The organism is Candidatus Melainabacteria bacterium (assembly GCA_016193285.1).
GTDB lineage: Bacteria > Cyanobacteriota > Vampirovibrionia > 2-02-FULL-35-15 > 2-02-FULL-35-15 > JACPSL01.
In genome coordinates this window covers 1-23,586 of the sequence record JACPSL010000036.1, presented here as the reverse complement: position 1 = coordinate 23,586, position 23,586 = coordinate 1, and the positions used below count along the sequence as shown (strand labels likewise).

At 29.9% G+C, this 23,586-nt stretch carries 22 protein-coding genes; 12 read left to right on the top strand and 10 right to left on the bottom strand.

Annotated elements, in window-relative coordinates; translation table 11 throughout:
• Positions 1–10: 10 nt before the first annotated feature.
• The 5 genes from HYY52_07620 to HYY52_07600 are packed head-to-tail and all read left to right on the top strand — an operon-like array spanning position 11 to position 5,449.
• On the top strand, positions 11–1,102 hold the full coding sequence (locus tag HYY52_07620; GenBank protein ID MBI2996551.1) for an acyl-CoA dehydrogenase family protein: 1,092 nt from the start codon (positions 11–13) through the stop codon (positions 1,100–1,102).
• A complete protein-coding gene (locus HYY52_07615) occupies positions 1,062–1,964 on the top strand; it encodes a DUF58 domain-containing protein (GenBank protein ID MBI2996550.1) in 903 nt (300 codons plus the stop codon). The genes HYY52_07620 and HYY52_07615 overlap by 41 nt, the downstream gene beginning before the upstream one ends.
• Positions 1,961–2,920, top strand: coding sequence for a thioredoxin-disulfide reductase (trxB, locus tag HYY52_07610; protein MBI2996549.1), 960 nt, complete (start codon positions 1,961–1,963; stop codon positions 2,918–2,920). The genes HYY52_07615 and trxB overlap by 4 nt, the downstream gene beginning before the upstream one ends.
• A 31-nt stretch (positions 2,921–2,951) precedes the next feature.
• On the top strand, positions 2,952–3,830 hold the full coding sequence (locus HYY52_07605) for a LamB/YcsF family protein (GenBank protein ID MBI2996548.1): 879 nt from the start codon (positions 2,952–2,954) through the stop codon (positions 3,828–3,830).
• 5 nt (positions 3,831–3,835) lie between these two features.
• Positions 3,836–5,449 (top strand): ATP-binding protein, encoded by a 1,614-nt coding sequence (locus tag HYY52_07600; protein ID MBI2996547.1) that lies wholly within the window; start codon positions 3,836–3,838, stop codon positions 5,447–5,449.
• 1 nt (position 5,450) lies between these two features.
• Here HYY52_07600 and HYY52_07595 read toward each other — a convergent pair whose 3' ends face one another.
• Genes HYY52_07595 through mutS form a run of 3 tightly spaced genes read right to left on the bottom strand, consistent with a single transcriptional unit; the run spans position 5,451 to position 8,738 of the window.
• Positions 5,451–5,600: a hypothetical protein gene (locus HYY52_07595; GenBank protein ID MBI2996546.1), complete on the bottom strand. Its 150-nt coding sequence runs from the start codon at positions 5,598–5,600 to the stop codon at positions 5,451–5,453.
• A 14-nt stretch (positions 5,601–5,614) separates the two neighbouring features.
• A complete protein-coding gene (locus tag HYY52_07590; protein MBI2996545.1) occupies positions 5,615–6,088 on the bottom strand; it encodes a PIN domain-containing protein in 474 nt (157 codons plus the stop codon).
• A 34-nt stretch (positions 6,089–6,122) separates the two neighbouring features.
• The gene (mutS, locus tag HYY52_07585) at positions 6,123–8,738 is read right to left on the bottom strand and encodes a DNA mismatch repair protein MutS (GenBank protein ID MBI2996544.1); all 2,616 of its coding nucleotides are present in this window, start codon (positions 8,736–8,738) and stop codon (positions 6,123–6,125) included.
• Between mutS and HYY52_07580 the strand changes: the two genes are divergently transcribed.
• Entirely contained in the window at positions 8,739–9,722 is a 984-nt protein-coding gene (locus HYY52_07580; GenBank protein ID MBI2996543.1) for a glycosyltransferase family 2 protein, read from the top strand.
• A 77-nt stretch (positions 9,723–9,799) separates the two neighbouring features.
• Here HYY52_07580 and HYY52_07575 read toward each other — a convergent pair whose 3' ends face one another.
• Both HYY52_07575 and HYY52_07570 read right to left on the bottom strand, forming a co-directional pair.
• Complete coding sequence (locus HYY52_07575; protein MBI2996542.1) at positions 9,800–10,831, bottom strand: DUF4325 domain-containing protein; 1,032 nt, start codon at positions 10,829–10,831, stop codon at positions 9,800–9,802.
• A 75-nt stretch (positions 10,832–10,906) separates the two neighbouring features.
• Complete coding sequence (locus HYY52_07570; protein MBI2996541.1) at positions 10,907–12,454, bottom strand: TolC family protein; 1,548 nt, start codon at positions 12,452–12,454, stop codon at positions 10,907–10,909.
• 103 nt (positions 12,455–12,557) lie between these two features.
• On the opposite strand from HYY52_07570, the gene HYY52_07565 reads away from it, so the two are divergent.
• From HYY52_07565 to HYY52_07555, 3 genes are read left to right on the top strand one after another with little or no spacing between them, the layout of a single operon-like run.
• A complete protein-coding gene (locus HYY52_07565) occupies positions 12,558–13,583 on the top strand; it encodes an efflux RND transporter periplasmic adaptor subunit (GenBank protein ID MBI2996540.1) in 1,026 nt (341 codons plus the stop codon).
• Between the two features lie 5 nt (positions 13,584–13,588).
• A complete protein-coding gene (locus HYY52_07560) occupies positions 13,589–14,332 on the top strand; it encodes an ABC transporter ATP-binding protein (protein MBI2996539.1) in 744 nt (247 codons plus the stop codon).
• A complete protein-coding gene (locus HYY52_07555) occupies positions 14,322–15,464 on the top strand; it encodes an ABC transporter permease (GenBank protein MBI2996538.1) in 1,143 nt (380 codons plus the stop codon). Before HYY52_07560 ends, HYY52_07555 begins: the two co-directional genes overlap by 11 nt.
• A 7-nt stretch (positions 15,465–15,471) precedes the next feature.
• Here HYY52_07555 and bioB read toward each other — a convergent pair whose 3' ends face one another.
• From bioB to HYY52_07535, 4 genes are read right to left on the bottom strand one after another with little or no spacing between them, the layout of a single operon-like run.
• Entirely contained in the window at positions 15,472–16,428 is a 957-nt protein-coding gene (bioB, locus tag HYY52_07550) for a biotin synthase BioB (GenBank protein ID MBI2996537.1), read from the bottom strand.
• Entirely contained in the window at positions 16,425–17,078 is a 654-nt protein-coding gene (locus HYY52_07545) for a hypothetical protein (GenBank protein MBI2996536.1), read from the bottom strand. Before HYY52_07545 ends, bioB begins: the two co-directional genes overlap by 4 nt.
• Positions 17,075–18,091, bottom strand: a complete 1,017-nt coding sequence (locus HYY52_07540) for a tetratricopeptide repeat protein (GenBank protein MBI2996535.1) — start codon at positions 18,089–18,091, stop codon at positions 17,075–17,077. Before HYY52_07540 ends, HYY52_07545 begins: the two co-directional genes overlap by 4 nt.
• A gap of 24 nt (positions 18,092–18,115) precedes the next feature.
• Positions 18,116–19,285: a homocysteine biosynthesis protein gene (locus tag HYY52_07535; protein MBI2996534.1), complete on the bottom strand. Its 1,170-nt coding sequence runs from the start codon at positions 19,283–19,285 to the stop codon at positions 18,116–18,118.
• Positions 19,286–19,342: 57 nt separating this feature from the next.
• Between HYY52_07535 and HYY52_07530 the strand changes: the two genes are divergently transcribed.
• Positions 19,343–20,302, top strand: coding sequence for a D-alanine--D-alanine ligase (locus HYY52_07530; GenBank protein ID MBI2996533.1), 960 nt, complete (start codon positions 19,343–19,345; stop codon positions 20,300–20,302).
• A 1-nt stretch (position 20,303) separates the two neighbouring features.
• Here HYY52_07530 and dnaB read toward each other — a convergent pair whose 3' ends face one another.
• The gene (gene dnaB, locus HYY52_07525; GenBank protein MBI2996532.1) at positions 20,304–21,695 is read right to left on the bottom strand and encodes a replicative DNA helicase; all 1,392 of its coding nucleotides are present in this window, start codon (positions 21,693–21,695) and stop codon (positions 20,304–20,306) included.
• Positions 21,696–21,809: 114 nt separating this feature from the next.
• On the opposite strand from dnaB, the gene HYY52_07520 reads away from it, so the two are divergent.
• Both HYY52_07520 and aroB read left to right on the top strand, forming a co-directional pair.
• Positions 21,810–22,352: a shikimate kinase gene (locus HYY52_07520; GenBank protein MBI2996531.1), complete on the top strand. Its 543-nt coding sequence runs from the start codon at positions 21,810–21,812 to the stop codon at positions 22,350–22,352.
• Positions 22,353–22,355: 3 nt separating this feature from the next.
• Positions 22,356–23,438 carry a 3-dehydroquinate synthase gene (gene aroB / locus HYY52_07515; protein MBI2996530.1) on the top strand — a complete coding sequence of 361 codons (1,083 nt, stop codon included), beginning with the start codon at positions 22,356–22,358 and terminating at the stop codon, positions 23,436–23,438.
• Positions 23,439–23,586 lie beyond the last annotated feature (148 nt).

Here is a 23,586-nt window from a genome sequence, read left to right as displayed (position 1 = left end):
TTTACCTGTTGTGCAGGTTTTATTACAAGAACAAGATAAATTATTTAAGACTACTGTCCAAAATTTTACAAGCAATTATTTTAAAGAAAATAAACAAATTAATTTAAAAAACTTCTGGCAATCCTTATATAAGGAATCATTTATTTCAAAAGAAAACTCTCTCTTAAAAAATGTTTTATTAATACAAGCCATATGCAAAGTCAATCCAGGAATTGGATTATTCTTTTTAACCCAATTTAACTCTTGTGAAATAATTAAAAAGTTCGCAAATGATAATTTAAAAAATAAATATTTAAACAAATTAATTTCTGGAGAAATGATTGCTTGTTTTTCAATTACTGAACCAAATGCAGGTTCAGATGTAAGCATGATTGAAACCAGTGCAAAAAAAGAAAACAATTCATGGATTCTTAATGGACACAAGATTTGGGCAAGCAATGCATCTATATCTGATTTAATAATTACTTTTGCCCAGACAAAATCTTATAGAGATAAAACAGGAGTTACATGTTTTATAATTCCATCAAAGACTAAAGAAATAGAAATCTTAAAAGATACTCCTAAGCTTGGAGTAAAAATTACACCTTCAAATGAAGTATTAATTAAAAACTTAGAAATCTCAAGCGAAAACCAGATAGGGGATATTGGAGATGGAATTAAAATTGCACTTTCTACAATTACGTTTGGAAGAATTTATTGCACTGCACAAGCAGTTGGTTTATTAGAAGGTATCCTTGAAGAATCAATCAAACACAGTATAAAACGAAACCAATTTGGAAAACCAATCTCTGAAAACCAAGCAATCCAATGGTATATTGCAGATATGGCTAAAGATTTAGATGCAAGTAAATTACTATTATATAAAGCTGCTTGGGTAAAAGAAAATCAGGTACAAGATTTAAACAAACTTTCAAGTATGGCAAAATATTTTTCTACCAGTGCTTGCCAGAAACACTCAACAATTGCAGTTCAAATTCTAGGAGGACAAGGATTATATGAAAATTCATATGTAGCTAATGCCTACAAAGATTCAAAAGTGTTAGAAATTTATGAAGGAACAAATGAAATACAAAAGTTGGTCATTGCAAAAGAAATCCTGTAGTGGCACATGGCAATACGCCACTACCTTAAAAGATTTCATAAGACAAATTGATGTAAATAAAAGAAAGTTTAAAAAGATTGGAGCATTAATGCATGGTTCATTTACAAGTTCAACTCGTGGAGTTGGTTTTGACTTTAATGAAATCAGAGAATATGTCATTGGAGATGACCTAAGACATATAAGCTGGAATGCTACAGCTAAAACCAGTACATTACAAACCAAGGAATATTTTGCAGAAAAAGAAATCAGAACATTCTTTTTAATTGATATTAGTAATTCAATGCTTTGTGGGAGTAAGTCAGAGACCTTTATTCAACTGTTTGCTTTTTTATTAAATCTGGCTTCTGATTTTAGTGAAAAAATTGGTGGTGCGTTTTTTTCTGGTGATATTAATTATTTTTTTCCGCTAGCAAGTGCTTATAATCAGTCAAACATTATGTTTCAAACTTTTTTTAGCTTCTTTAATAATTTAAAAGAAAAAATCATACCTGAGCCTACAAATACAAATATTACAAAAGCTCTTGAATTTGCAAGAAAGTATTTTTGTAAAAAAGGACTTTTAATTATAATTAGTGATTTTATAAATTTAAAAGGATGGGAAAAACAAATTTATGAAGTATCTCAAAACCAAAATATTTTTTCATTTCAAATCTATGATCCAATTGATTATAAGCTACCAAAAGCTGGATATACCACTATAATTGATCCTGAAACAAAGCAACATTTTACTGTTAATACTGATAGCAGAATAGTTCAAGAAGCTTATAAAAACCTAATGTCTCAAAAACAAGAAAAGCTAAACTCCCTCTTACAAACAATTGGTATAAATCATATAATTATTGAAAGAAACGATTTTAAATGATAACTAACAATCAATATAAGGAATACGACATAGTAATAATTGGCGGAGGGCCGGCAGGCTTAGCAGCTGGACTTTATGCTTCTCGTGGAAATATGAAAACTGTTATTTTAGAAAAACTAATTCCAGGTGGTCAGTTAAATAACACAACAGATGTTGAAAACTATCCTGGAATGAATCACATAACAGGCCCTCAAATAGCCCAGGCAATGGAAGAACAAACAAAACGTTTTGGCTGCGAAATAATATCAAACTGTGAAATATTTAACATAGATCTTGCTAGTGAGGAAAAAATTGTTGAATCAGACAAAGGGATCTTTAAGTCAAAAGTTTTAATAATTGCCACTGGTTCTGAATACAGAAAACTTGGAGTAAAAGGAGAAAAAGAATATAGTGGAAAAGGAGTAAGTTATTGTGCAGTGTGCGACGGAGCATTCTTTAAAGATAAGGAACTTGTTGTTGTTGGTGGTGGTGATTCAGCGGTAGAAGAAGGAATATTTTTAACAAAGTTTGCAAGTAAAGTAACTATTGTACACAGAAGGGATAAATTTAGAGCAGAAAAAATAATTCAGGACAGAGCTTTTAAAAATTCAAAAATCAATGTAATCTGGAATACAACAGTACCTGAAATAAAAGGTGATGGTAACACAGTAACAAGTGTAAGATTAAAAAATGTAGTCACAAATGAAGAAAAAGACTTTAAATGTGATGGGGTATTCATATACATTGGTTTAGATCCAAACACAGAGCTTTTTAAAGGTAAAGTAAAAATGGATGAAGGTGGAAAAATTATAACTAATGAAAGAATGGAAACCAATGTTCCTGGAGTATATGCAGCTGGTGATGTACGCGAAACACCATTAAAACAAGCTGTTACAGCAGCATCAGATGGTTCATTAGCAAGTACAATGGCTATTGGCTATATAGAAAGGTTACATGATAAGATAGCTATAAAGTAGGGGAGTAAAAGATTAAAAAAGCAAAGAAAGTATGTATAACAGAGCACATCCTAAAAGAAGACAAAGCCAGAGATCCTACAATCGAAGAAGTCTTCCACAGACTGCTTTAATTACTCCAAAAAAAAATCTGGATTTAAATTGTAATGTAGGACAAGGATTTGGGATTTATCAAAATACTTATGAAGAAAAAATACTGCCATATGTAACATCTATAAACATAGCTTGTGGAGCTCATGCTGGAGATCCACTAACAATGGCTAAAATAATTAACATAGCTAGCGATTATAATTTAAGTATTGGTGCACTTATTGGATATAATGACTTCACAGGCAATGGTCAAAGAGAAATTTACATTGGTGTAGATGAATTAAGAGCATTAGTACTTTACCAACTTGGAGCATTATATGCTTTATTACATGCAAAAGGACTTGAGATTAGGCATGTCAGAGCTCATGGCTTTTTATATAAACAACTTTACACAGATCCATTAATTACTGAAACTGTTGCAAAAGCAATAGCAGAATTTAGCAAGTGGATAACTTTAGTTGGTTTAAGCGGTCCTGTTTTAAGTGGTGCTTGTACAGCAGCAAATATAAAAATGGGACAAGAAGTTTTAGTACACAGAAGATACAGAAAAGATGGCACAGTTTTACCTCACAGAGCTAATTTAGATGCTAAAAACTTTTTAAGTGATTCAGCTAAAAGAGCAAGAGAAATCATTCAAAGTGGAACTATAAGCTGTGAAGATAGAACAAAAATCAGAGTAAATGTTGACACAATTCATATACCTTCTGAGAATAGCGAGTCTATTGAACTAGCTAGAACAGTAAGAGCAATGATATCTGATCCAAAGCCATTACATCTTGATAAGTATGAAAAGTACTTTTCTGATTTATCTGCCCTGGTCTAACTAAAATGAAAAAGTTAATTGGACAAATTGTTTCAGGTTCTTTTTCAAAAGGACTTTTATTAAAGCTATCAAATGATTTTGATATTGAAGAACTTCGGATTGGAAAGTTTGTAATTATTGAAGGAGAAAAAACAAAATATTTTTCTATGGTTACTGATATCCAGCTTGAAACAAGCAATAACAAACTATTTAACTTTATTCCATCTCCAAAAGAAAACTTTATTAAAGATGTTTTAAAAGGAACTTCTGTATATGGATTAGTTCATTTAACACCTTACTTAATGACAGATTTAAATACACATGAAGAGTCAATTCCAAAAGTAAAAACAATTCCTCCTCATTTTTCATGTGTTTATGAAGCAACTGAAAAAGATATAGAACAAATATTTGGCAGGGAAGAAAAGTTAAACAATGATTTTCACATTGGATATCCAGCTGAAATGGAAATTCCACTCTGTATTAATTTAGATAAGTTTGTACAAAGATCAAATGCAGTATTTGGCAAATCAGGTACAGGAAAATCTTTCTTAAGCCGAATCTTACTTTCTGGCATCTTAAAAAAAGACACAGCAAGTATTCTTATTTTTGATATGCATAATGAATACGGCTGGCAAGGTACAAATGAAGAGTTAGTAGCAGCTAAAGGATTAAAACAATTATTTAATGACAAGGTTGAAGTTTTTACACTTGATCCAGAAAATAAAAGCTATACATTTAAAGATGCAATTGATTTAACTATTAGTTATAACCAAGTTGAAATAGAAGATTTAGAACTGTTACAAGGAGAGCTTGGGCTTTCAGAAGCTGCAATTGATCATGCAAGGTTAGTACAAAGAGAACATGATAAAAACTGGTTTTCAAAAATATGTGGAATGTCTGTTGGAGAAATTGAAGAGTTTTGTCAAAGAAATGGTGCAAACATAGGATCAGTCTTAGCACTTCAAAGAAAATTAAATACACTTGTAGATTCAGTTAAATATTTAAAACCAGTTACAAGTTATGATGGTGTAAAAAAGATTTTAAACTTTTTAATAAGCGGAAAAAGTATAGTCTTACAATTTGGTCGCTTAAATAATTTAAAAAGTTATATTCTAGCTGCAAACATTATTACAAGACAAATTCATGCTGCATATGTAGATATGATGGAGCAATATCTTTTAAACAGAACAAAATACCAGCCACCTAAGAGGTTAGTAATCACTATTGAAGAAGCACATAAGTTTTTATCTTCTCAAGTATCTAAGTTTTCAACTTTTGGAACAATTGCAAGAGAACTTAGAAAATACAATGTAACTTTATTAATTATTGATCAAAGGCCATCAGGAATTGACAGCGAAGTACTTTCACAAATTGGTACAAGAGCAACATTACTTTTAAATGATGAAAATGATATAAATGCAGTATTTGTAGGTGAATCAGGCAGTGAAAATTTAAAAACAATACTTTCACAACTAAATCCAAAACAAGAAGTTTTAATGTTTGGCTATGCAATGCCCATGCCAATAGTTGTCCGCACAAGAAGATATGACTCTGAGTTTTATAAATCAATCAGCCAAGAAGAAAAACTTACAAAAGAAGAAATTATAAGACGCGGAGAACTTGCAGCAGCAGAGTTGTAGATCAGCCTACTTTTCTTTTATTAGCTTTTAAGATTGCTTTATTTTTTATATACCTAACACGCTCTTCATTAGTAGGCAAGCTCAAGAGTTTTTTACTGATCTTTTTTCGTACTTGCCTTATCCATTTTAAAGAATTTTCTTCTTTTTTCATGAGACCTCCTATTTTTAGCCACCTACAAATTCTTTCGGTGAAACAATTTCTATCAAATCATGCCCTTCTTTCTGATTAATTAAATGCACACCACGTATAATCTTAGCACTAACCATATGCTTATAATTACATGAAACAAGGAATTCACAACCACTAACTGTTGCAACAGCAATATGAACTGCATCACCAAAACTATTCCTGGGAATTACATTATTTGAAAGATATTTATCTGAAAGAATAAAGACCTCTTCAGTAATTTCCAAATTCTCTGCTTTATAATACATTAGAAGATTTTTCAAATCTCTCATCCTTGCTTCATGAGCTTCATTTACTTCTCCATAGACTAGATCTGATATAAAAAACTTATAATTATCTTTTGTACCAAAATCATTCAAAAATTTATGCACAAGCAAACTCTCTTCCCCTCTTGTTTCAAGTGCAAAATTCCAGACTGAAGTATCAATGTAAATTTTTATTTTCTCAGGCATTTATTAAAGTATTATATCTTCCTTTTAAAAAACTTTATTGTTGTAACTCACCAAACAAGCTTAACTGCCCAGATTCTATTTGTGATTTAATTGATTCTTTTTTAACTACTGACCTAGCTTTGTTATACATTGTATTCATAATAGTTTGAGCACGAGTTAAAAGTTCTTTAGGTAAGCCTGCCATTTTTGCAACTTCTATTCCATAACTTCTGTCTGCCCCACCTGGAACTACTTTTCTTAAAAATATTACATGCCCTTCTTCTTCTTTTACGGTAACTTGGTAATTAGAAATAGAAGAATAAAAATCAGCAAGCCCGTTTAGCTCATGAAAGTGAGTTGCAAAAATAGTTCTAGGTTTTTTTTCTTTAACAAGATATTCTGCCAATGCCCATGCAATTGCTACTCCATCATAAGTACTTGTTCCCCTGCCAACTTCATCAAGTAAAATTAAACTTTTTCCTGTCATTTTATTTAAAATTGCACTTGTTTCAGTCATCTCAACCATAAATGTAGATTGACCTTCAGCAATATCATCAGTAGCGCCTACTCTTGTAAATATTTGATCAACTACTCCAATTCTTGCATAATTACAAGGTACATAAGATCCGATTTGTGCAAGAATTACATTTAATGCAATTTGTCTCATGTAAGTACTTTTACCTGCCATGTTTGGGCCAGTTAATATCACAAGCTGATTTGTAACATTCTTGGGTGCATTGCCATGTACTCCTACAAGAAAACAATCATTTGGGACAAAATTATTAAATCCAACTTTTTTTTCTACTACAGGATGCCTTGATGCTTTTAGTTCTATTACTCCTGAATCATCAAGAACAGGTTTTTTAAAACTATTTATAACTGCAGCCTGGGCTAAGGAAAATAAAACGTCTAAGACCGAAACATTATATGCAAGTTCTCTTAACACAGATGAGTAAGTTCTTACTTGTTCTCTAACTTGACAAAATATTTCATACTCTAACGAGATTATTTTTTGATCTGCATTTAATGCTTTTTGTTCAAATTCTTTTAACTCACTTGTAATAAATCTAGATGAGTTTGTCATTGTTTGCCTGCAAATGTAATCGGATGGAACTAATGACAAATTTCCTTTAGTTACTTCTATAAAATATCCAAATGATCTGTTAAATCCAACTTTTAAATTTTTTATATTAGTTCTTTGCCTTTCAATTATTTCATATGAGCTAAGCCAGCTATGACCGTTTTGAATGATTTCTTTTAATTTTTTTAACTCTAAATTAAACTCTGGCTTAATAAGATTTCCTTCAGTTAAAATATTTGAAGGAAAACTTAAGATTGCACTTTCAATAATCTCAACTACTTTCTCAATTTCTTTTGGATAATTTATTATCTTCTGGAAAAACAGTGATTTAAAATCTTTTAGTTTTAATGCTAGTGATGGTATTTCCTGAAGTGAATCTTTTAAGGCATTAAGCTCACGGGCATTTACAGCACTTGCTTGTAGTCTTGAACAAATTCTTTCAAGATCAAATATTTTTTCAAGTATTAAATTAAGATCAGAAAAAACATGTTTATTATTTATTAACTCCTCAACACAGTTTAACCTTTCATTTATTTGATTTATATCCAGTAAAGGCTGTTCAATCCATGTTCTTAGTCTTCTTTTTCCCATTTGTGTTTTAGTAAAATCAATAGACCATAATAATGAACCATTGTATGATTTGTCTTTTGTAGTTTCAGTTAATTCTAGATTTTTTCTTGTTGATTTATCTAAACTTAAAAATGAATCAATATTATAAGATATTATTTTTTCAAACTTTGGTTTTTCCTGTAATTGGGTTTTATCTATGTATGAAAGTATTGCACCACTTGTAATAATTCCTAAATTTAAATCAGCCCCTAGACTATCCAATGAATGAATTTGCAATTCATCTTTAATTCTTTTACTTGCATAGTCTTCATTAAAATACTCACTATCTAAGCCAGTGCAAAACCAATTTTCTTTTATATACAAATCTATATTTAATTTTTTTTCTTTTACTACTTGATGTTGATCTTTCTCATACACAGTCTGGATTATAAGTTCAGAAGGATTTATTCTATTAAGCTCTGATAATAGTTCATCATAACTGCATTCTGTAAAATAAAATTCTCCACAAGATACATCTGCATATGCAAATCCATATTTTTCTTTTTTCTTGTCTTTATAAACCGAAGCAATAAAATTGTTTCTAGATTTTGGTAACCAATCTGTTTCTAAAAGTGTCCCTGGAGTTAAAAGTTTTGTTACTTCTCTTTTAACTACACCTTTAGCTAATGCAGGATCTTCCATTTGTTCACAAATAGCTACTTTATAACCCTTATCTAAAAGTTTTGAAACATAATTAATAACTGCTTTTGCAGGTACTCCTGCCATTGGTATTCTACCTGTTGGATAACTTGTTTCAGATCTTCCTGTTAAAGTAAGTTCTAACTCTCTTGAAGTAATTTTTGCATCTTCAAAAAATGTCTCATAAAAATCCCCAACTCTAAAAAAAAGTAATACGTCTAAGTCATATTTATATTTAATTTCAAGAAACTGCCTCATAAGTGGTGTAAACTGATCTAAGTTACGAGGCCAGCCAGACTCATCTTTAGTAATTTGTTTTTCTTCTAAATTAATAGCATTCATATGGAGAAATTAATATATCTAACGATTTTACTCTGTACTTATAATAGAGCAAAACTATTAAAACCTCTACTCTTAGAATTAATTAAACAAGTAAATATTCAAGAGAATAAAGACAACATTGAAATACTTTTAATAAATAACAATTCAACTGATGAAACAAAAGAAATAATTTTAGAGCTTCAAAAAAATCATAGCTTTATAGAATATTGTTTTGAACCTAAACAAGGTTTAGCAATTTCAAGAAATAAAGGACTTTCTTTAGCAAAAGGAAATGTAATTGTATTTATTGATGATGATATAGTGCTTGATAAAAATTGGTTAAAAGAAATTAATGACTCCTTACAAAAGTATCCATATAAAGCATTTGGCGGGAAAGTAATTCCACTTTGGGAAAAAGAAAAACCTTCTTACATAAATCTAAGTGGATTTTTTTCATTAAGTCAAAAAATATTTCCTGCTCATGACAATGGTGACACTGAAAAACTTTATCCATTTTCAAAAGAAGAAACAAATCCAATTGGTGCAAATATGTGGATTAACAAAGAATTATTTCAAAAATACGGAAAGTTTAGAGAAGACTTAGGAAGAGTTGGATATGGTGGCATTCCTTGTGAAGATACAGAGTTTTGTTCAAGACTTTTAAGAGGTAGTGAAAAAATTTTTTATTACCCAAAAGCAATTGTTTTTCATCCTGTTTCAGCTTACAGAATGAGTAAAGAGTTTATAAAAAGCTGGCATTATAGAAATGGAATATCAACAATTCGTAAAGGAGGAAGAAACTTTCCAGTGCTTGATCTTTTTAGATTTCTTACAAGAGTTTTTATTTTAATCCCTTACTACTTACTTTTCTTTCTTATTGGAAAGATTTTATTAAATGACAAGATTTCTTCCTGGGGGCAATTTAAGTTAATTAGAATACTTGGCCAAATACGAGAGTTTTTAAGAATTTGGTTTAAGATACCACTAAAGGATCCAGTATTTTAGAACTATATAGGTTGTATTGATTTATCACTATTATCTTCATTTTCTAAAGATCTACCAGCTATTCAAAATCGTAAGGTTTATTTTCTTGTTCTCTTGATCATGTATTCAACACTTGGTGAAGCATTAATTGTTTCTGTTTTGATTTCAGGGTAATTGGATTTGAATACTCTGAATATTTCATCAGCAAAGCCCTGACCTATTCCTGTTACTCCTTTAAAATCTAATACTATCCTTTTAAACTTTTCAAGTCCAAACAAAAGTCTCTTTGCTTCTGAACGGGAAACATGTTTATTATGCTTCTGAGACAGGTGGACAGTTACTTTTGTTTTGTCAAATTCATAATCATCACTTTCAAATTGTGCAAACAAATCCCTAAGATTTTTTCTTGATCTTTGTTTTATTGAAAAGATTACTCTTGTACCTCTATGAAACATTTTAAGATCATCCAAATACACTTCATTTTCAGTGTTATTAATGGTTAAGTTTAAATAAGCACTTTCTAAAACAAACAAATCAGCGATTTTAGAAGTAAAAAATATACCTTGCCCAGAATGTTTTGAAGGAAGTGTTGTTTGTTTACCTTTTAATAAATGTTCAACAGCTTCAAAATGATCTTTTAATTTAAACTTCTTACGTATATTTTCATATACACCAATACCTTTATCATCAACTTGAAAATCAAATATTCCATTTAAACATCGTATTAAAATTTTTACTTTTCTTGATCTTGAATGATCAATCACATTATTCAGCATTTCAGTAAAGGCAAATTGAGCAATTTTATAAACATTATCTGAGAGTTTCTTTTGTAATTTCATCTTCATTGATGCTTCTAGAAAGACTCTATCTTCTTGAAGATCTTTATTAAGGTATATTGCTGAAAAAACAGATTCTTTGGAATTTTTAAGATGTAAACTTTTGCTTTTTGTATACTGTATGTATTTTGCATTATGAGTGGAACCAAATTTAATAAGTCTTTTTTTTGATATAAGTTCTCTAAAATACTGAGCTATTGTTTGTCTGGATATACCAGTTAGTTTAACAATTTCTGAACTAGTAACAAATCCCTTTGATTTGACTTTTTTTAGAATTAATTTCCTTGTGTTCATAAAATTTTCAATTGTAAGGTTAATTGTAAGGGGAAGTAGGGTATAAATTGTAAGGTAGTATAATAACATACAACCTTATTTACCTAACAATCTCTCCACACTAATCAACCCGAGACTATACAAAAGTTCAGCTTGTGCATTGTTATGTTCAATAATTGAATTAACTTTATAAGCTAAAGAATCTACATATTGTTTTTCTGCATTGAGGAGTTCAGTATTTATTCCTATTCCATTTGTTATTCTTGCTTTTGCTATTTTTAATGCTTCAGTTGTTGCACTTACTCTTGCTTCTGAAACTTCTAAAAGTTGCTTTGTAGCTTGAACATTTAAATATGAAGTTCTGACTTGCTTTTCAACCTCTTGATTTAAGATATCAAAATCTGTCACTAGCAATTTGGCTTTATTTCTTGACTCATTGATTTTAGAAACAGTTGTAACACCAAGTCCCATTGCAATATCCCAATCAACTTGTACTCCATAGTTTTTGTTTGCCCTTAGTGAATCATCAGTAACAAAAGAACTTGGTCCTCCACCTCCTCTAATTACATTAGATACATTTGTAATATTACTTAAATCTTGCACTGGTTCAAATGCTTGAAATAATTCTCTTTTTCTTGTAATCATGGTTGCAACTGGACTTCCAGTATCATCTAATGCAATTGCATCAGGTACAAAACCTTTTCTTTTTGTTCTGTGAAATAGCACATTTCCAGTTCCCCCATACTGACTAAAAATATTTGCTTTTGGCAAAAACTCTGAAGTTGCTACACCTATAAGATTTTTTCCAGCTCCATACTCTAATTTAGCAGCTCTAACTTCTGGACGATTTTTAACTGCTAAATTAATTATTTCAGTTATTGGTTTATTAATATCAAATAAGTCTTTAACTTTTAAATCATTTTCATTTGGTTTTATGTGTGTACCTTGTTCTAAGTTTAATAAAGTAGCTAATTTTATTGATGCTTCACGAAGCTTTGCTTGTTGAATTATATAAGCTTGCTCTTGTTCTGCAAGTTGAGATTTTGATTGTAAGACATCAAACCTTGTTCCAACTCCTTGAGCTTCAAGATTTGTATTAAGTTCTACTTCTGATTTTGCTTCTTCAACTGCCTTTGTCAAAACATCCAGCTGAGCTTGTTCTTTTAAAAGATTGTTATAAGCTCTTGTAACCTCAAGTAGTATATTGTTTTGCGATGCTAATAAATTTTCTTTAGATGCCTTATAAACTTTTCTAGCTGCAAGTGTATTAAAAAATCCTTTTCCACCTTCAAAAAATCTATAATCAAATCTCATAAAAGCGTTTACACTGCTTGTAAGAGTCATGACTGGGAAAACACCACCAACTAAAAAACTGCCATCATACCTTTGAGCTGAAAGACCTAACTTATAATCTGGCAGCCAATTCCCAATGTTTTCCCAATATTTCCACCTGTCAATTTCTTTTTGACTTTTTGCTTTAGCTATGTCTAAGTTTTGTAAAATAGCAATGTTTAATGCTTTTTCTAAACTAAGTTCTAATGGAACATCAATTCTTGCCTCTAATTTCATTGGTCCAAATAATTTTTCACCCTCTTGTGAACAAACCGGCAAAATACTTAAATTATGTAAAACAAATAAGGCCAAAAGAAATATAATTTGTTTGTGTGAATACATCAAAGTTACAGACGAATATAAGAAGATGTAGTTCTTTATGAAACAGCTACCTCTTAAAAAAGTCTAAATAATCATGCAATCTATATTTCAAAGAATACTAAAAATATGGCCAATTGTCTTGCTTGGATTTATTGCTTGGTTTTCTTATAACTTTTGGCTAAACTATTCTTCTACAAAATTAATCCTGTCAAACAGCATTGAAGCTAAAGACATAAAAGTAAGTTCAAAAGTAACAGGCAGAATATCTAAAATCTTTATAAAGGAAGGAGACAAAGTAAACCAAGAACAAAAATTACTTGAGCTTGAAGGAGATGAAATACATGCTCAATTAGATCAAGCAAAAGCATCTCTTCAAAAAGCACAGTTTGATTTAAGTGATTTAGTAATGGGAGCACGTCCTCAAGAAATTAATGAGACAGTTGCTGAAAGAGTAAAATTTCAAGCATTAGTAGAAGAAGCAAAAAGCAAATATCAAAACGAAGAAGCTGATTACAAAAGGATGGAAGAATTATATAAAGAAGGTGGCATTTCAAAACAAAAGCTGGATGAGTCTAAAACACAAAAAGATGTTGCCAAGGAAGAATTAAACAGCTTTGAACAACAGCTCATTAAAGCAAAAGAAAATGAAGACCTTATTAAAGAAGGTCCAAGAAAAGATCAAGTTAAAGCCCTACTAGCACAAGTTGACTACTACAAAGCAAACGTAAAAGAATTAGAAAAATATGTTTCAGAACTAACTGTAATTGCACCAGAGTTTGGTGAGATTAGTAGTTTTGATTTAAAAGTAGGTGAGGTTATTAAAGCTAATCAACCATTACTGACAATTACTGATCTAAGCGACATGTATGTAAGAGTATATGTACCAGGAAATAAGCTGTCAAAAGCAAAAATAAATCAAAAAGTAAAAATTAAAGCAGATAGTTTTCCGGATGAATTATTTGATGGTTACATAAGTTATATTGGTGCACAAGCCGAATACACACCAAGAAATATTCAAACACCTGAAGAAAGAACAAAATTAGTTTATCCAGTAAAAATTCAAATTACAAATCAAGAAAATAAATTACGAGATGGGATGTACGTTACAGTCAAACTATAAACTTTATGACTACAGAAATTGTAATTAAAACAAACTTACTTACTAAAGAATTTAATAAAAAAAAAGCAGTAGATAATTTAAATATTGAAATTAAAAGAGGTGAAATCTTTGGTTTTCTTGGCCCAAATGGATCTGGAAAATCAACAACAATAAAACTTTTATGCGGACTTATTACACCCACTTCAGGAGATGCAACTGTAAACAATTACAGCGTTTTAACTGAAGGAGAAAAGATTAGAAAAGAAATTGGTTACATGTCTCAGAAATTTAGTCTTTATGAAGACTTAACAATAAAACAAAATTTAAAATTTTACAGCATTCTTTATAGAATTACACCAAATGAAGAACAAGAGGAAAGAATAAATGAAGTTATGAAATTAACGCATATTGATGAGGAAGAAAACAAACAAGTCGCAAAACTGTCAGGAGGATTTAAACAAAGACTTGCATTTGCATGTGCTTTACTTCATAAACCAAAAATTATATTTTTAGATGAACCAACTGCAGGTATTGATCCTGTAGCAAGAAAAGAAATGTGGGATTTATTTTTTAAACTTGCGAGTGACAATCTTACACTTTTTATAACAACCCATTACATGGATGAAGCAGAAAGATGTACAAAGCTAGGTTATATACACGAAGGAAAACTTATTGTTTATGGCATAACATCTGAACTTGCAAGCTCAAAACAAGGACTAGAAGAATTGTTTGTAAGTATTACAAAAACAAAAGGATCAAATGTTAAATAATTTTTTTAAAGACAATTCTTTCTTTTGGGGCTTTAAAGCTATTGTTTTTAAAGAAATAATTCATATTATAAATGACAGACTTACTCTTTCCTTATCTTTATTAATACCTGCTATTCAATTAACAATATATGGCTTTGCAATTGATATGGATATAAAAAATATTAGAAGTGCGGTATTAGATTTTGATAAAACAAATTATTCGAAATTAATTTTAGAGAAGCTTCAAAATTCCAGATACTTTAACATTAAATATTTTCCTGACGGTGAAGAAGAGTTAATAAACAACATTGTAGAAGGTAAGGTTAAAGCAGGTTTTGTAATTCCAAAAAACTTTCAAGCAAATGTTTTATCAAATAAACCAACTTCAATTCAAATCTTAGTGGACGGTTCTGATTCAACAGTTGCACAACAAGCTTCAAATACTGCAAGTCTTATAATTCAAAGTTTTGGTTTAAAAATAACAGAAGATTTTTATGAAATAAATACTAGATTAATAGAACCCAGAACAAGGGTCTTATTTAACCCTGATTTAAAAAGTGTTAATTTTATGATCCCGGGACTTCTTGGAGTTATCATGCAAATAATTACAACATTTTTAACAGCTTTGTCAATAGTAAAAGAAAAAGAAAAAGGCACACTTGAACAACTTATGGTAACTCCTATTGGTCAAGGAGGGTTATTAATTGGGAAGTTAGTACCTTATGCAATGATTGGGTTTATGCAGTTTTTTATAGTTACAATGGTCATGGTTTTTTTATTTAAGGTACCAATTCATGGAAGTATTGTTTTGCTTTTTATTTTATCTACAATATTTTTATTTTCTAGCTTATCTCTTGGATTATTAATTTCAACTGCAGCTGAAAATCATGCTCAAGCAACTCAACTGCTTCAGCTTGTAATTATTCCATCTATTTTACTTAGTGGCTTTATTTTTTCAAGAGAAAATATGCCACCAGTCATGAGTGCAATTGGTTATTTTATTCCACTAACTTACTTTTTAGAAATATTGCGTGGAATTATTTTACGTGGGGCAACTTTCATTCAACTAATACATGACATAATTCCTTTACTTTTATATGGAATTATAATTCTCTACTATGCAATAAAAAGATTTAAAAAACAGATTGCGTAACAAGAGATTACATGGACTCTAATCCTAATTTCTTAAATAATTCTCTATCACTATTAAACTCAGGGTTTTTTGTTGTAAGTAATTTCTCACCAGTAAAAATACTATTTGCACCTGCTAAGAAACAAAGTGTCTGCATTTCATGATTCATTTCAAGCCTGCCTGCTGAAAGCCTAACTTTAGCTTTCGGAATAAATATTCTTGAGATTGCAATTGTCCTGATTACTTCAAAAGAATCTATTTCAGGATTTTTATAAAGCGGTATCCCTTTTATTCTTACTAAAACATTTATAGGAACTGATTCTGGCTGAGGGTTCAGATTAGCTAAAGTTTTTATTAACTCAATTCTGTCTTCTTTACTTTCTCCAAGTCCAAGAATACCTCCACAACATAACCGAATACCAGCATTTGAAATGTATTGAATTGTTTGTAGTCTATCTTGATATTTTCTTGTTGTAGTAATTTCTTTGTAAAAATTTTCAGATGTATCTAAATTATGATTGTATGCAGTTAGACCTGCCTCTTTTAATTTATAAGCTTGCTCTTGAGTAAGCATTCCAAGCGTACAACAAACTTCAATATTTAATTTTGCAACCCCTGTAACTAATTCAAGTACTTTATCAAACTCAAAATCATTAGGAATACTACGCCATGCAGCTCCCATGCAAAATCTTTTTACTCCATTTTGCTTTGCAAGTTTTGCTTGTCTTAAAACTTCTTCCTTATCTAAGAGATTATATTTTTCAATGTCTGTATTGTGTCTTGAGCTTTGTGAGCAATATTTACAATCTTCAGGACAATTTCCACTTTTAATATTACTTAAGGTACATAACTGTACTTTATTAATTGGTTGATATTCTCTATGAACAGATTGTGCTTTAAAGATAAGTCCTAAAAGAGGCAAATTATAAATCTCAGTTATATCACTTACTGAATATTGTTCTTTACTACTAGCGACCGTTTTCATACATTTATTTTATTTAATAATTTATAATCCAGAAAACTAACATGTAAAAGTTCTTCAAAGCATTTTTTTAAATTCTTAGCTGCTGTATTAAAAGAAACATCTTTCCCGGATAAATCTCTTATAATATCTAATCTAATTGAACCATGTTGTAAAATATATTTATCTTTTTTACATTGTGCACTTCCTATAATTTTTATATCATTTACTACAATATCAGCAACAGTCTTAGTATTAAAACAATTAAAATCATTTGTATAATTTTTACTTGAATAACCAAAGTGTGCATTTAAACTATATTGCTTTAAAAACAAAATTAAAACCTCACCTATTTCTAAATATATTTTTTTTATTCCACAACTCGTATTTAAAACAATACTGTAAGTTAGCTCATCATCACACAAACCATGATAAACAGCTTGTCCACCAGATATCCGTTTAACAATCGTATAAAAACTAGTATTTAATTCAGAGAAGGATTGATTCAAACCAATTGAAATAGTTGGTTTACTCCATCTATAAACTCTTAAAACAGGAAACTTAAGTTCACCATTAATTAAACTTTCTAACAAATAACTATCACAAGCCATATTAAAGTAACCATCATTAGAGCCAGTGTCTAAAAAATACCAATTTATTTCTTTTTTAATCAAAGCTTTTCTAGTTCTTGTTTACACAAACTTGCTAGAGCAGTTTCAGGAGCTAGTTCAAGTACCTTCTTAAAATTACTCTTAGCACTTTTTTTATGTTTTTCTATTACATCAATCATACCTAAGTGATAATAAGCATCTGCTAACTTTTTATCTAAGTCAACAGCCCTTTGAAAATTCTTTCTTGCAAGTTTAAGATCTTTCTTCTTTTCATAGACTAATCCAATATGATAAAAAGCTTCATGGAACTCGGGCGCTAGTTTTAGAATTTGTTGAAACTCACTGGTAGAATTTTCAAGATCACCTTTAACATAATAAATAATTCCAAGCCCATTATGGACAAAAATTAAATTTTCTTTTTTATCAGGCTCACTTCCAGGCTGCTTTTCAATATCATTAACTAAACCATTTAATATAGAAATAGCTTCATCATATTTAGCAGTATCAAGGTATATTGCTGCTAAATTAAATCTTGCAAGAAATAAACTACTATCTAAAGAAATTACTTCTTTGTATAGTTCTTCAGCTCTTTCAAGGTTTTTAGCTTTTTGTTCTTTTACTGCCCTGTTGTAAAGTTCTGCAGCTCTTAAAGTTATAACTACATCAGCTGGAAGTAGCAATATTTTTACAGCATTATCCTTCTTTGAAGCTAGTTTAGGTAAAAACTTTTGGCCAGGTTTTAAATTAAGTTCTACTAAAATTTTTTGATTAGCACTGTCACTTACTGAAATATCACTTACAAAAGAAAGCATGGACAGTACTTGCTCTCTAACAAAATCATCAAACTTAAAAGAGTCATGGTACTTACTGTTTAAAAGCTCAATTACAATTTTGTCAGGGTTTTCTTCTTTTAAGAAGTTAATATCAGGATATTTCTTAGCTACATCAATTATTAATAAAGCATTTTCAGACCTTATCTGAAGAATCTCTGAAAGGGTTTCAGGAGTTTCAACTTCTGCCAGTACATAAAAACCTGAAATTAAAAAACAAAACAATAACGACAATAAAAATCTCATTCTTTCTTTCTCCTTTTTCTCTTCTTACACTAACTCACTTAATCTAGCATCTAATTTCTTTAGTTCTGTATTCATATTAATTGATTCAATGGGTTTACATAAATAAAAGTTCTTGTTTAATATTAAAGATTTTAACAAATCACAAATCTCAAATGCATATGCCATGCTTGACATAGGAGCTGATAGGGTTGGTTTTTTATTAATAATGACTGTGCTTGTTCTTAATTCAGCATATGTACACTGGCCAAAAGTTGGTTTTGCCCGCCTTGGTATTGAAAAATCAACTATTGTTGTATGTATATTGTCATCTGTAATTTTAATTTGCTCAGCAATTTCTTTATTTAATATTGGAATTGGTACACCAACACCTACATAAAGAACAGGCCCGAATGATTTCAGGAATCCTCCTCTAACCCACTTAGAATTCATTGAATTTAAATCAGCAATTGCTGACAATGTTATGCCAGGTCCTATTGGAATACCATATTCATTCCTTTTCTGCAAAGGATTATGATTAGATCCATAACCAATAACATATCCACTTCCTCCACCAATCCAAATCCTGCTTCCTGTACCTATGGTTTTACAGTAAGGATCATTTACAAGCGGGTTTAAATAACTTGAAGAATTAAAAGTTGAGTTTTCAAGATGTGCAATAAGAGTTCCCATATGTGAATTAATATCTTTATCTCCTGCATTAGTTGCAACAATATTGTTTTGATTAATTACTTGATTTAATAACAATCTTGCTTGATTTACCTTTTTTAAATTAAACCAGGTTTCAAATTCTTTGTTTGGAAATACTTCTAAGTTTTTTCCTATTGCTTTTAAATATACATCTTTGCCTTTTACTAAATCCTCAACAACATGAGCGCCACCGTATTGAAAGTTATCCTTTGATACTTCAACACAAGACAAAGCCACATCTGTTGGACTTGCAGGATAAGCAAAAACATTATTGATATAAGCTTCCAAAAAGTAAATCAATGGATCAGTTTGCCCAAAGTTTAAATATAAAAGAGCATTTGTATTCATTTCAAAACTAGCAAAAATAACAACATCAACATTATTAAAAAAATAATCTACACCTTTTTCTTTTATTAACTCTTTAGCTTCAACTGCTGTTAAAACCTCTACTTTACTGGTTTTGATTTTTTCATTTATTTCATCATAGGTTCTTTGCATGTTAGTCATTGTATCAAGATGTAGGGGCAGGTCGCGACCCGCCCAAAAGAAGTTACAATATTAAGAATGAGAATTAATAAAAATACCAGAATTGGTGTTGTATGTGGTGGCATTTCTAATGAAAGAGAAATATCACTTAAATCAGGCAAGAATTGTTTTGATGCACTAATCAGACTTGGTTATAAAAATACTTTTCTTATTGATATAAAAAAAACAGATGACTTATTTAATTTAAAAAAGAAACAAATTGAAGTTGCATTTTTAATTACACATGGAAAGTTTGGAGAAGACGGGGCAATTCAAGGAATACTAGAATGGCTACAGATTCCTTACACAGGCTCTTCTATCCTAGGAAGCGCTATTGCAATGGATAAACTAATTACAAAACAAATAGCACAAAATCTCAGTATTTTAACTCCACCATATTATTTAGTTAGTAAATCAAATCTACAAAAAATAAACTTAAAAACTATCTGGGAAAAACTTGTCAAAAAAAATAAAGCTATTTTTTTAAAACCCAGAGAAGAAGGCTCCAGCATAAATACATTTAAGATAAAAAGTTTTTTAGAATTAGAAAAAATTATAGACAAATTAGACTTCAATCACTGTGATTATCTAATTGAAGAATTTATTCCAGGCAGAGAAATTACAGTTAGCATTATTGAAATTAATAATAAACCAAAAGTCTTACCAATTTTAGAACTAAAGCCTAAAAATGAATTTTATGATTATCAAGCTAAATACATTAAAGGATTAACCGAATTTTTATTACCAGCAAAAATAAGAAAAGATATTGTAAAAAAAATAAAATCAGATTCATTAAAAGTATTTTATGCCATCGGTTGTTCTTCTTTTGGAAGAGTTGATTTTATATTGAGTGACAACAATAAACCTTACTTACTTGAAATAAATTCTTTACCTGGAATGACTGATCTAAGTGATTTACCAGCACAAGCAAAAGCAGCAGACATAAACTATGATGAGCTTGTTGAAATTATTTTAAAAACAGCAAAGTTACATAAATAATTTACACAAACGTCCTTGCAGGATTTCTGAATTTTGTAATGTTTGGTTGGAATAATAATGTTAGTTTTCCTGTAGGGCCATTTCTTTGCTTAGCTATAATAACTTCTGCTTCACCTTTACTAGAAGTCTCAGGATTATAATATTCATCTCTGTAAATAAACATAACTATATCTGCATCTTGCTCTATTGAACCACTTTCACGTAAGTCAGATAACATTGGTTTTTTGTTTTGTCTTGCTTCAACTGCTCTTGAGAGCTGACTAATAGCAAGAACTGGAACTTTAAGTTCTCTAGCAAAAGCTTTTAATCCTCTTGAAATGTCAGAGATTTCCTGTACTCTGTTATCAGATCTTTGTCCTTCTATTAATTGCAAGTAGTCAACTATAATTAAATCAATTTGTCCAAGCTCAGATATTAATCTTCTTGCTTTTGCTTTCATTTCAATTACTGTTGATATAGGAGTGTCATCAATATAAATTGGTGCATCGCCAAGTTCTCCAAATGCAACTCCTAGTTTTGTCCAATCGTCTTGTTGCAGCTGCCCAAATCTCATTTTATTTGCATCTATACTTGCTCTACTACAAACCATTCTTTGAATAACTTGTTCTTTTGACATTTCTAAACTAAAAATTGCAACAACTTTTTTAAGTGCAACTCCAACATGTTCTGCAATATTTAAACAAACTGCTGTTTTACCCATACTAGTTCGTGCTGCTATAACTATTAAATCTGATTTTTGTAAACCAGAAGTCAGTGCATTTAAGTCATAGAACCCAGTATCCAAGCCTAATAGTTCTCCTTTTTTTTGCTCTCTTTGTTCAAGTCTTTCCCATGTATCATTAACAAGACTACTAATTGGGGTCAGAGCTTGGCTTGTTTGTTTTTGAATTAAATTAAAAAGTAATTTTTCTGATCTTTCAATAGCACTGCTTGCTTGTGTTTCTTCATATCCAACTTTTGAAATTTGATTGCCAGCAAAAATAATTTCTCTCAGTATTGATTTTTCAAGAACTATCTGAGCATATCTTTCAGCATTAACAGCAAGTGGTGCATGAGACAATAAAAGTCCTAAGTAATATCTGCCTCCTACTTCTTCAAGCTCATTATTGTTTTGAAGATATTCTGAAACAGTTAAAGGATCAATAGCTTCATTCTTGTCATAAAGTTTTAAAATCGCACTGTAAATCACTTGATGAGCTGGTCTATAAAAAGATTTGGGATTAGATATTATTTCAATTATTCTATTTAAGCAATCACTTTGAGCAAAAATTGCTCCAAGCACTGCTTGTTCAGCTTCTTGAGATTGAGGCAAAAGAAGATAATTATCTTCATTCTCCCCAAATGCAATAATATTTTTCTTATCTTTTTTAAGATACTCTTCTTGATTTTTCATATAAACTCCTGTTTGTAAAATATTAGCTTATTAATAACTCTAACTCTAGTTAGTATACGCTTTGACCTCTCTTAACAAAAAGTGTAAAAAAGATGTAAAATTGAAAGGTTAAAAATGGATATTATTGACGAAGCAAAAAACATTGTACTTATAGGACTTATGGGTTCAGGTAAATCAGCAGTAGGCAGAACTATTGCAAGAAAACTTGGCAGAAGATTTATTGATACAGATAGGCTTATTGAAAGAAAAACAGGAAAAACAATTCCTGAAATTTTTGAAAAAGAAGGAGAAAATACTTTTAGAAAACTAGAAAAGGAAATCATTAAGAAAGTATCACAATATGTTGGAATAGTAATTGCAACCGGTGGTGGTGCAATACAAGACATTGAAAGCTTTAAATATCTTAAAGAAGCTAGTTGGATAATTGCTCTTTATGCATCTCCAGAAACATTATATGAAAGAATTGCAGGTAAAAGAATAAGACCGTTGCTTTTAGATAATGAAGAGCCTGTAAAAAAACTTGAGGAAATTCTTAATGAAAGAAAATATATTTATGCACAAGCTGATTTTCAAATAAGTACAGAAAATAAAAACATTAATGAAATTGCAGATGAAATTATTAACCTTTTAGATGCTAACAAAAAAATCAATTTTTAAACTATGAGAGAAGAAATTATTAAAGTTAACTTGAAAGAAAAAAGTTATAACATCTACATAAAACAAAATCTATTAGCAGATTCTGGGGACTATGTTCAAAAACTATTCACAGGAAAAAAGATTTTAATTATAACTCAAGACAAAGTACCTAAAATATTTTTAAAACAAGTTAAAACAAGCCTTAAAAAAGCTGGCTTTAATGTTTTTACTTTAGTACTGCCTTCAGGTGAACAATTTAAGAATTTAAATTCCCTTCTAAGAATTATTAACTATGCAATAAGAAATAAGTTTGAAAGGGACGATACATTTTGTGCACTTGGTGGTGGTGTAATTAGTGATCTTACTGGATTTGCTGCATCAATATATTACAGAGGGATTAATTTTATTTGTATGCCAACTACTTTATTAGGTATGGTTGATGCTTCAATCGGAGGTAAAACATCTATCAATATTAAAGAAGGGAAGAACTTACTTGGAACATTTTATCAACCAAAAATTATTTTAATTGATCCAAATTGTCTTAAAACTCTTTCGGAAAAAGAATTTTTAGTTGGCATGGGAGAAGTAATTAAGTATGCACTTTTAGACAAAGGAGATTTTTTTAATTTTCTAACAAAAAACAAAAAAAATATTTTAAGAAGAAATATGAATTCACTTTTAAAAATAATTATTCATTCATGTAAAGTTAAAGCAAAGATAGTTAGTAAAGATGAGAAGGAATCAAGCTTAAGAGCAATTTTAAATTTAGGACATACCTTTGCTCATGGGATTGAACAAGCTTACAACTATAAAAAATACACACATGGTGAAGCAGTTAGCATTGGCATGTGTTTAGCAAGTAAATTAGCTTTCAAGCATAATATGATTTCAGAAAACAAGATGAATTCAATAATAAAGTTAATTAAAAACTATGGCTTGCCAACTAAAATCTCTTCAAAGAAAAAAATACATCAAATTACTCAATCCATGCTGCTTGATAAAAAAATTAAAGGTGGAAAACTTAGGTTCCTATTGCCTTCACAAGACATTGGAAAAGTAAAAATTGTAAGTGGAATATCTATTAATGAAATAAAACCACTTTTTTAATTTTAAGTTAACGCAACTTTGAAAATTAATCTCGAGAAAAGGCGTAATTCTTGAAAATATTAAAGTTTAAACAAAAATAGATGGCCTACATATTAATTCCTGGCATTGGTAGTTGTAATTGCTTAAAGGCATACTCTGTTCCACCAAC